Source organism: Rhodovibrio sodomensis (assembly GCF_016583645.1).
Taxonomy (GTDB): Bacteria; Pseudomonadota; Alphaproteobacteria; order Kiloniellales; family Rhodovibrionaceae; genus Rhodovibrio; species Rhodovibrio sodomensis.
On sequence record NZ_NRRL01000228.1, the window covers coordinates 1 to 2,430 of the forward strand.

Consider the following 2,430-nt stretch of genomic DNA (forward strand, 5'->3'; position numbering starts at 1 on the left):
CTTCGCCAGATCCAGCCCGATCATGCTAACCTCCGACATGGATGCCTCCTCCTCGAATGGCGTTTGTCGATATACCCATTCTGGCACACCGATGCCGCCGGAGGGGGCGTCCACCCCATCGGGCTAGTCGAGGCAAGAGCGGTTGCCTGCCTCGGGTGCCGCCCGAAATGAATGGTTTCCAGGTCAATCACTGCCGGAATGTCCAGCGCGAAAAATTCGGTGTTTGGCCGCGCCAGCGGTCCGCGCGTACCTAACCACCGGCGTAGACGAAACGCGAGCCGGGCCGGCGCTACAGCCGCCCCTGTGCGTCCAGGCGCAGCACCCAGACGTCTTCGTAGCCCGCACCCAAGCTGGTGGTGTAGCCCGCCATCAACAGCCCACCGTCCGGGCGCACCGCAACCTGCCCCGGCCAGTCCCACAGCTCCCCGCCGTAGGTGCGCTGCCAGCGCACCGCCCCGTTGTCGTCGACATTGAGCAGCCAGGCATCGGCGCTGCCGGCACCGTACGACTGCGTGCTCGCCGCGACCACCACTCCGCCGTCGGCGAGCGGAGCCAGCGACCAGGGCGTGTCCGCCGACGGGCCGCCCAGGGTGCGCGTCCAGACGTTGTCCCCGTCGGCGCTCAGGCGGATCAGCCAGATGTCGTCGCGCCCGAACCCGCCGCCGGCGGTGGAGGCCGCGATCACCACATCCCCATCGCCAGCGAAGGTGACACTGGTCGCGGCGTCCATGCCGCTGCGGTCCAGCGTGCGCGTCCACACGGCCTCCCCATCGGCGAGGTCGAGCCGCGCCGCCCAAACGTCGTAGCCCGCCTCGCCATCCGTGCGGGTGTAGCCGACCACGACCGCGCGCCCATCGTGGACGGCCACGCCGTAGGCGCCGTCGTCCCGCGACCCGCCGAAGGTGCGCTGCCAGACGGCCCGCCCCTCGGCATCGGTCCGCACGGCCCAGACGTCGCGGTCGCCCGCGCCATAGGAGGCGGTGAAGCCGACCGCGAGCGTGCCGCCGTCCGCCAGCATGGCGGCGTCGACGAAGCGGTCGTTCTCCGGCCCGCCGAAGACGCGCTCCCGTTCGGTGTTGCCCTCGGCGTTGAGGTCGAGCAGCCAACCGTCGCTCTCCCCCGCACCCTCGCTGCGGGTCTGGCCGATCAGGCGGGTGCCGCCATCGGCGCGCGGCAGGCCGCGCTTGAAGCCGTCCGTCGCCCGGGCGCCGCCGATCGTGCGGGTCCAGCGGGTCTCGCCGCCCGGATCCAGCCGCGCGCTCCAGCCGGCCGCGCGGCCGCCGCCGTGGGAGCGCGTCTTGCCCGCGACCACGACATCGCCGTCGGGCATAAAGGCGGCCCCGCGCGCCTTATCCTCTAGCGGCCCGCCGTAGGTCCGGGCCCAGGTACAGACCGACCCCAGACAATCGGCGGCAGCGTCCGACTCCACCGCACCCGGCAAAATGGTGGAGGCCAATATCGTGGCGGCAAGCACGGCACTTCGCAGCATGGCGTCCGGCTCCCGTGTCTCCTGGGGGTCTCGGAAATGACCCGACCAGCCGCTCTCAGTGCATCATGCACCGGCGGCGCGGCAAAGTTACGGATTGTTGAATAGCCGTGGGTTCGCCGGGCCGCAGCCCCTTCGCCCCGGCCCGTGACGCCGGCATGCCCGGGGCGAACGCGCGCCTGGAACAAAATCGATGAAAGCCGAACCGGCTCGCCCTGATGCAATTACGTGATCGCAATCAGGGCCCCGATGCACGACTGCCGAAGCCCCGCCGCGCCTAGGACACCGGCGGTTTGGCACTACTGAGTGGAATAGCCATAATTGTGGGGACTGGTGCTTTCGCCATCCCGTGTCCGTTCAGAGCCCCAGATTCCATATTTATGGCAAACGGCTTGCATCGTCGTCGCCCCTGGCTTTGGCGGATTCAGTATCGGCTGCGCGCTCCCGATCAGCGAAGCACGAACGATCCATAGGCCGCGGCCCACCGGCGCCGGGTGTCCACGCGTTGCCGGCTCGTTCGCCGACATCCGACCAGGCATTGTCAGCGTTCCCCGGCGCGGCGACACCGGCACCCAGCATAAGCTCGGTGGTCACGGCGGCGGAAGTCTTGACGATGCGGAACATGGCGTCTCTCCGCTCCAGTCCATCGAAGGGGGTGGGGTCGGAGACCGCCGCTTTTAAGCTGAACTTTTTATTTGGCCAGAACAGTAACTCCCTGATGGTGCTCAAAGAATTGGCGCCACGGGCGAGTCCGCTCTGGCTACATCATGGGCTGACGCCGAGCAAGTCGAAGGCCTTGGCCTGCAGCGGCGTGGGCTGGGTCGGCTGATCGAAGCTGTAGGCCGGGTTGCTGGGCATGCTGACGGTGTTGAGGCACAGCGTGCCCAGGTCGTCGAGCAGGCTCTGGAAGCTGTGCACGGGCAGGCCGTGGTCGGTCCGCCGGG

General features: G+C 68.9%; 2 protein-coding genes. Both read right to left on the reverse strand.

Translation table 11 applies throughout. The features are described from left to right. Positions 1-289: 289 nt before the first annotated feature. The gene (locus tag CKO28_RS27250; RefSeq protein WP_207168959.1) at positions 290-1,330 is read right to left on the reverse strand and encodes a TolB-like translocation protein; all 1,041 of its coding nucleotides are present in this window, start codon (positions 1,328-1,330) and stop codon (positions 290-292) included. A gap of 534 nt (positions 1,331-1,864) precedes the next feature. After that, a complete protein-coding gene (locus tag CKO28_RS27255; RefSeq protein WP_200344623.1) occupies positions 1,865-2,215 on the reverse strand; it encodes a hypothetical protein in 351 nt (116 codons plus the stop codon). Positions 2,216-2,430: the final 215 nt, after the last annotated feature.